Genomic DNA, 6,941 nt, shown 5'->3' on the forward strand with positions numbered 1-6,941 from the left:
AGTTCTCAAGGAACGGTCGCTTCCTTTGTACTCACCCTCTCGGGCTTTCCTCCGGGCGCTTCCCTTCGGTCTTGCGTTTCCGACTCTATCAGATCCTTTCGGCATCCGATTCCCGGTCGGCGGGATTTTTTCCGGGCTTTTGGCTCTCGCCGCTGGCCTTTCGACATTCACTACGTTAGCCGATTCCCTCCGATACTCATAATCGAGTCTCGCGAGTTCGAATTCAGGCATGCGGGCACGCCGAATTCGACCCTGTTGAGGGTTATAGCTGGGTAGTGGGGTGGCCGCTCCGGCTGCAGGCGATTGCCGTACCCGGTTCAGCGGCTTGGAAGACTTTACGCACCCGCCAAGGTCGCGTCAACTTGAGCGGCGGCGCGGAACGTGGGGCCGGTAGGGGCTGACGGTCGGGTCGCCGGCCACCCAGAAGCGCCAGGGATGGACGTCGCCGTTTCCGCCCTCGCCGGAGACTCCCGTGCGGGGACCGTTCCGTACCTGGTCGGGAGCGACGGGGGTGCCGGTCAGCATGCGCAGGGGGGTGTCGCCCGGGGCGCAGGCGTCGGTGCCGTCCAGGGTGCGGTCGACCTCCAGGGCGGTGGCGAGGCGGGCCGGACCCTTGGCCAGTTCCTTGTCATCGCGGGCCGAAAATCGACGTTTGCGAGCCTGCTCCACGCCCTCGACGACCTCACCGGCGCGGAGCAGGATGCCGCTCGCCGTGCCCTCGGGTCCGCAGACCAGGTTCATGCAGTGCCACATGCCGTAGGTGAAGTAGACGTACACGTGTCCGGGCGGTCCGAACATCACGCCGTTGCGAGCGGTGCGGCCGCGGTAGGCGTGCGAGCCGGGGTCGTTGGGACCGTCGTACGCCTCGACCTCTGTCAGACGCAGGGCGATCGGGCCGTCCGGTGTCGTACGGACCAGGACACGGCCGAGGAGATCGGGGGCGACCCGGAGAACGGGCCGGTCGAAGAACTCGCGTGGCAGTGGCGTACGGTCCGGGGGCGTGATCATGCCCTCCGAGCGTAGTCCAGCCGTGACGGTGCGAGGGCGGAACCGGCCGGGCCCGGATCGCGTTTGTACGGGTCAGGGAATCCATTCGTAAAGGGAGAGTCATGGCGTTCAAAAAGCTGCTCGCGAGCCTCGGTGCCGGCGGGGCCTCGGTCGAGACGGTGCTGGCCGAGGTCAACGTCGTGCCCGGTGGGGTCGTACAGGGTGAGGTGCGGATCCAGGGCGGGTCCGTGAACCAGGAGATCGAGGGTCTGTCCATCGGTCTGCAGGCGCGGGTCGAGGTCGAGAGCGGCGACGAGGAGTACAAGCAGAACATCGAGTTCACGAAGGTGCGGCTCGGTGGTGCCTTCGAGCTCCAGGCCGGGGCCGTGCACGCGGTGCCGTTCGGGCTCGAGATCCCCTGGGAGACGCCGGTCACGATGATCGACGGACAGGCGCTGCGCGGCATGCACATCGGTGTGACCACCGAGCTGTCGATCGCCCGTGCCGTGGACTCCTCCGACCTCGACCCGATCAACGTGCACCCGCTGCCGGCGCAGCAGGCCATCCTGGACGCGTTCATCCGGCTGGGCTTCCGTTTCAAGAACGCGGACATGGAGCGCGGCCACATCCGGGGCACCCGGCAGCGGCTGCCGTTCTACCAGGAGATCGAGTTCTACCCGCCGTCGCAGTTCCGGGGTCTGAACCAGGTCGAGGTGAGCTTCGTGGCCGACGAGCACGCGATGGACGTCGTCCTGGAGATGGACAAGAAGCCGGGGCTCTTCAGCGAGGGTTCGGACACCTTCCGCTCGTTCCAGGTGGGTCTGCACGAGTACCAGGGGACCGACTGGGCGGCTTACCTGAACCAGTGGCTCTCCGAGGTCGGCAGCAAGCGCAACTGGTTCTAGGGGGTGTCGTGTGGATCAGGCCGGCCGGGACCGACAGTGCGGACCGGCCAACCCGAGCGGGGTCTGGTGCGTGCAGATGCAAGGCGGAGGAGGGAGTCGACGCGACGGGGGTCCCCCCGCGCGAGCGAAGCCGAGCGTGGGGGAGTCGGCGATCGACGGCAACGCCGCAGATGTGCGTGCCAGACCCCGCGACGCCGGCATGATCCACACGACACCCCCTAGGCTCGGAGCCACTGAACGGAATCGATCAGGAGGTACCGAGGTGACCGAGCTCAAGCGGCGGCCGCTCCCCCATGACTTCCATCCGCCCGTCCCGTCGTTCACGGTGACGAGCGAGGACATCGAGGAGGGCGCGACGCTGGGGAGCGCCCAGGTCCACGCGGAGGGGAACGTCTCGCCGCAGCTGCGCTGGGAGGGTTTCCCCGCGGAGACCAAGAGTTTCGCCGTGACCTGCTACGACCCGGACGCGCCGACCGGCAGCGGGTTCTGGCACTGGGTGCTGTTCGACATCCCGGCCTCCGTGACGGAGTTGCCGGAGGGTGCGGGCAGTGGCGCGTTCAAGGGGCTTCCCGAGGGCGTGGTGCAGGCGCGCAACGACTACGGGACGAAGGACTTCGGCGGGGCCGCTCCGCCGCCCGGGGACGGTCCGCACCGGTACGTCTTCACGGTGTACGCGGTGGACCAGGAAAAGCTCGGTCCGGATTCGGACGCTTCTCCCGCCGTCGTCGGCTTCAATCTGCGTTTCCACGCGCTCGCGCGTGCGCAGCTCATCGGGGAGTACGAGAACCCCGCGCAGGGCTGATTCGCCGCTGCGGCGCACCGTGCGTATTCAGCCGAGCGTTCACTGAACGTTTGCCCGTCCCCGGTCTTGGAAGTGATCGGGGGCGGGCATTTTTTATTGCGTTGTCCATCTCGGCGCGCCCGTACAGAGTTGATCCGAGCCCGCCGGGGGTGGGCAGGTGCACACGGGAGGTGGGCTGGATGCGTGACACGTTGGTCCTGAACGCGAGCTTCGAGCCGCTGTCGACGGTGACGTTGAACCGTGCCGTCGTCCTTGTCCTGCAGGACAAGGCGGTCGTCGAGCAGGCCCACCCCGAGCTGCGCATGCGCGGTGCCGAGGTGGACATACCGGCGCCGCGGGTGATCAGGCTGTGCAGGTATGTACGGGTGCCCTTCCGAAGACAAGCCCCGTGGTCGCGGCGGGGTGTGCTGGTCAGGGACCGGCACCGGTGCGCGTACTGCGGGCACAGGGCGACGACGGTGGACCATGTGCTGCCGCGGGCGCAGGGTGGGCAGGACACGTGGCTGAACACGGTCGCCGCGTGTGCGGAGGACAATCACCGCAAGGCGAACCGGACTCCGGAGGAGGCGGGGATGGCGCTGCTGCGGGAGCCGTTCGAGCCGACGCCTGCGGATGCGATGCTGCTGGCTCTGGGGCAGGAGGACTTGGCCGCGCTTCCTGGGTGGCTCGCCCGGGATGCGGCCTGAGCGTCTTCGGGATGACACACAAGCCCCGCGCCCCTTTCGGGACGCGGGGCTTGTGTGTCGGGTGCCGTCAGTCGATCTGGGGCTTCTCGCGGCGCTCGGTGCCGCTACCCGACGAGCCGTTGTTGCCGCCGCCGAGCGAGCCGAAGTTGCCCATCGCGCCGGACAGGCCCTTGAGCGCGTCGCCGATCTCGCTGGGGACGATCCAGAGCTTGTTGGCGTCGCCCTCGGCGATCTTCGGGAGCATCTGGAGGTACTGGTAGCTCAGGAGCTTCTGGTCGGGGTCGCCGGCGTGGATGGCCTCGAAGACCGTGCGGACGGCCTGGGCCTCACCTTCGGCGCGCAGGGCGGCGGCCTTGGCCTCACCCTCGGCGCGCAGGATCTGGGACTGCTTCTCACCTTCGGCGGTGAGGATGGCGGCCTGGCGCGTACCTTCGGCGGTGAGGATCGCGGCGCGCTTGTCACGGTCGGCGCGCATCTGCTTCTCCATCGAGTCCTGGATGGAGGTCGGCGGCTCGATGGCCTTGAGCTCGACGCGGTTGACGCGGATGCCCCACTTGCCGGTGGCCTCGTCGAGGACGCCGCGCAGGGCCGCGTTGATCTCCTCGCGGGAGGTGAGGGTGCGCTCCAGGTCCATGCCGCCGATGATGTTGCGGAGCGTGGTGACCGTCAGCTGCTCGATGGCCTGGATGTAGCTGGCGACCTCGTAGGTCGCGGCCCGCGCGTCGGTCACCTGGTAGTAGATGACGGTGTCGATGTTGACGACCAGGTTGTCCTGGGTGATCACCGGCTGGGGCGGGAACGGTACGACCTGTTCGCGCAGGTCGATGCGGTTGCGGATGGTGTCGATGAACGGGACCACGATGTTGAGGCCCGCGTTGAGTGTGCGTGTGTAGCGGCCGAAGCGCTCGACGATCGCGGCGCTGGCCTGTGGAATGACCTGGATGGTCTTGATCAGGGCGATGAAGACCAACACCACCAGAATGATCAGGACGATGATGACCGGTTCCATCGTGTTCCCCGTACCCCTCTCCGCTGCGGCATCTTCGGCAGATCTTATGGTTGTTGAAGATCTTGCTGGTCGAGTCTGACAGAACGTCGGGCAACTCGTGGGCCGGATGCCTCAGATGACGATCGCGGTGGCCCCTTCGATGTCCACGACGTCCACTTCCTGGCCGACTTCGTAGGCCCGGCCGGAGTCGAGGGAGCGGGCCGACCAGATCTCTCCCGCGAGTTTGATGCGCCCGCCGGACGCGTCGACGCGTTCCAGGACGACCGCCTGTCTGCCCTTCAACGCCTCTATGCCGGTGGCGAGTCCGGGGCGCTGGCGGCCGTGCCGGGCCGCGATGGGCCGGACGACGGCGATGAGGGCGACCGAGACGACGACGAAGGTCAGGACCTGGACCACGGCGTCGAAGCCGAGGCCCGCCACGACCGCTGCCGCCACTGCGCCCACCGCGAGCATGCCGAACTCCGGCATCGCGGTGACCACGAGGGGGATTCCGAGCGCCGCCGCGCCTACGAGCCACCACACCCATGCGTCGATGTCGTCCACATGGTCATGGTAGGACCGCGGGTCGGGCGGCGGACAGGGCGCGAACGGGAGTGGGGCGCGGTCAGGACAGGGGCAGGCCGTGCGCGGTCCAGCGGTCGCCGATCTCTTCGACGACGAGCGGGAGGCCGAAGCAGCGGGAGAGGTTGCGGGAGGTGAGCTCGAGTTCGAGCGGGCCCGCGGTGAGGACCTTGCCCTGGCGGATCATGAGGACGTGGGTGAAGCCGGGGGCGATCTCCTCGACATGGTGGGTGACCATGATCATCGAGGGGGCGATGGGGTCGCTGGCGAGCCGGCCGAGGCGGCGGACCAGGTCCTCGCGGCCACCGAGGTCGAGGCCGGCGGCGGGCTCGTCGAGCAGGAGCAGCTCGGGGTCGGTCATCAGGGCGCGGGCGATGAGGGTGCGCTTGCGCTCGCCCTCGGAGAGGGTGCCGAACTTCCGGTCAAGGTAGTCGGTCATGCCGAGGCGGTCGAGGAAGGCGCGGGCGCGCTGCTCGTCGACCTGGTCGTACTCCTCGTGCCAGCCGGCGGTCATGCCGTAGGCGGCGGTGAGGACGGTCTGCAGGACGGTCTGGCTCTTGGGGAGCTTCTCGGCCATGGCGATGCCGGCCACGCCGATGCGCGGGCGCAGGTCGAAGACGTCGACCTTGCCGAGGGTGTCGCCGAGGATGGTGGCGGTGCCCTTGCTGGGGAAGAGGTAGCTGGAGGCGACGTTCAGGAGGGTGGTCTTGCCGGCGCCGTTGGGACCGAGGATGACCCAGCGCTCGCCCTCCTTCACCGACCAGGAGACCCCGTCCACCAGGGCCCGGCCCTCACGGACCACGGATACGTCCTGAAGCTCCAGAACATCGCTCATGAGCGCGTTGTCTCCCCTTGCAGTGTGCCGGTCTCGGCTGTCGCGTACGCCTGTGGCTCGGTCCGCCGCGCCGGTGGGCGCAGCCCGGCATGAAATCTACGCCACGAGCACGTCGCCTCATTCCATCGGTCCGGTCCTTAGGGTGGGGGCATGCTCTCGGAACCGCGTTCAGGACGCCTCGCCGCATGGGGAAATGCCCTTTTGGCCGGACTCGCCTCTCCGGACGACGCCGCGCTCGCCATCGTGGGCGAGGACACAGTGCACCGGGTGGAGGGGTTGCCCGGGGAGTCCGCGCCGGTCGGGCTCACGCTCGCGCTGGGGCGGCTGCGGACGCTGGGGGTGACCGGTCTGCGGGTGGCGCTGCCGGCCCCCGGGCATCCGCTGGGGCTGAGCGGTCCTCCGGAGTTCAACGCGCGGGCGCTGGAGGCGGAGGAGGCGGTGGTCTGCTTCGGCGCCGCGTTCGGCATGGTGCCGGAGGCGTACGAGGCCGGGCCCGCCGGTGATGTGCATGCCGAGGTGGTCTGGCATGTACTGCCGGTGCGGGAAGCTCCGCCCGCGGACGTGCTCTCGCTGGGCGAGGCCGAGCGGGAGCTGGCGGAGGCCCTGCGGGAGGCGACCGTGGTGCTGTCGAAGCTGGACGTCGCCGGGTCGGGCCCGGTGGCGGAGGCGGCGATCGACGCGTACCGGGCGCGGGCCGAGCGGGGGACGGAGGTGCTGGCGCCCGGGTATCCGCCGCGTGCGGTGCGGGTGCTGGAGATGGCGCGGCGGGTGGGGCTGCTGGTGTCGCTGGCGTACGGCAACGGGCACGGCGGTGCGGTCAGCTCCGCGGAGATCGGGGCACGGTCCGAGGCGCTGCGACCGGTCGAGCGGACGGCTCGGCGGGCGCAGGTGGCGGCGTACAACTCCATGGTGGAGGAGCGGGAACGGGGCACGCGCTGACCGAGGGGGTTCCGGTGGGCCGGTAGGCCGGTGGGCGGCGGGTCGGTTACCGGTAGGTCGGTGGGCGGCGGGGCGGTGGCCGATAGACCGGTGGGCGGCGGGCCGGTGACCGGCGGGTCGGTAGACCGGTAGGCAGCGGGCCGGCGGCCGGCGGGTCGGTAGACCAGTAGGCACCGGGCCGATGGTCGGCGGTCGGCAGGCGGCGGGCCGATGGCCG

General features: G+C 69.4%; 8 protein-coding genes. 4 read left to right on the forward strand and 4 right to left on the reverse strand.

Annotated elements, in window-relative coordinates:
- Window positions 1-357: 357 nt before the first annotated feature.
- Window positions 358-1,008 (reverse strand): DNA-3-methyladenine glycosylase, encoded by a 651-nt coding sequence (locus ACGFYV_RS11945; protein ID WP_393878225.1) that lies wholly within the window; start codon window positions 1,006-1,008, stop codon window positions 358-360.
- A 101-nt stretch (window positions 1,009-1,109) separates the two neighbouring features.
- On the opposite strand from ACGFYV_RS11945, the gene ACGFYV_RS11950 reads away from it, so the two are divergent.
- The 3 genes from ACGFYV_RS11950 to ACGFYV_RS11960 all read left to right on the forward strand — a co-directional run bounded on the left by ACGFYV_RS11950 (window position 1,110) and on the right by ACGFYV_RS11960 (window position 3,380).
- Complete coding sequence (locus ACGFYV_RS11950; protein ID WP_393878226.1) at window positions 1,110-1,892, forward strand: sporulation protein; 783 nt, start codon at window positions 1,110-1,112, stop codon at window positions 1,890-1,892.
- A 262-nt stretch (window positions 1,893-2,154) separates the two neighbouring features.
- Window positions 2,155-2,694, forward strand: a complete 540-nt coding sequence (locus ACGFYV_RS11955; RefSeq protein ID WP_393878227.1) for a YbhB/YbcL family Raf kinase inhibitor-like protein — start codon at window positions 2,155-2,157, stop codon at window positions 2,692-2,694.
- 179 nt (window positions 2,695-2,873) lie between these two features.
- On the forward strand, window positions 2,874-3,380 hold the full coding sequence (locus ACGFYV_RS11960; RefSeq protein WP_393878228.1) for an HNH endonuclease: 507 nt from the start codon (window positions 2,874-2,876) through the stop codon (window positions 3,378-3,380).
- Window positions 3,381-3,447: 67 nt separating this feature from the next.
- Here ACGFYV_RS11960 and ACGFYV_RS11965 read toward each other — a convergent pair whose 3' ends face one another.
- The 3 genes from ACGFYV_RS11965 to ACGFYV_RS11975 form a co-directional block, all read right to left on the reverse strand.
- Window positions 3,448-4,389 (reverse strand): SPFH domain-containing protein, encoded by a 942-nt coding sequence (locus tag ACGFYV_RS11965; protein ID WP_393878229.1) that lies wholly within the window; start codon window positions 4,387-4,389, stop codon window positions 3,448-3,450.
- Between the two features lie 111 nt (window positions 4,390-4,500).
- Window positions 4,501-4,932: an NfeD family protein gene (locus ACGFYV_RS11970; RefSeq protein WP_393878230.1), complete on the reverse strand. Its 432-nt coding sequence runs from the start codon at window positions 4,930-4,932 to the stop codon at window positions 4,501-4,503.
- A gap of 61 nt (window positions 4,933-4,993) precedes the next feature.
- Window positions 4,994-5,785, reverse strand: coding sequence for an ABC transporter ATP-binding protein (locus tag ACGFYV_RS11975; RefSeq protein WP_393878231.1), 792 nt, complete (start codon window positions 5,783-5,785; stop codon window positions 4,994-4,996).
- A gap of 150 nt (window positions 5,786-5,935) precedes the next feature.
- Here ACGFYV_RS11975 and ACGFYV_RS11980 point away from each other — a divergent pair, with 150 nt between their 5' ends.
- Window positions 5,936-6,724 (forward strand): hypothetical protein, encoded by a 789-nt coding sequence (locus tag ACGFYV_RS11980; protein WP_393878232.1) that lies wholly within the window; start codon window positions 5,936-5,938, stop codon window positions 6,722-6,724.
- The last annotated feature ends 217 nt before the right edge of the window (window positions 6,725-6,941 follow it).

Origin of the sequence: Streptomyces sp. NPDC048297 (genome assembly GCF_043201585.1) — a bacterium.
In the GTDB taxonomy this organism is placed as follows: domain Bacteria; phylum Actinomycetota; class Actinomycetes; order Streptomycetales; family Streptomycetaceae; genus Streptomyces.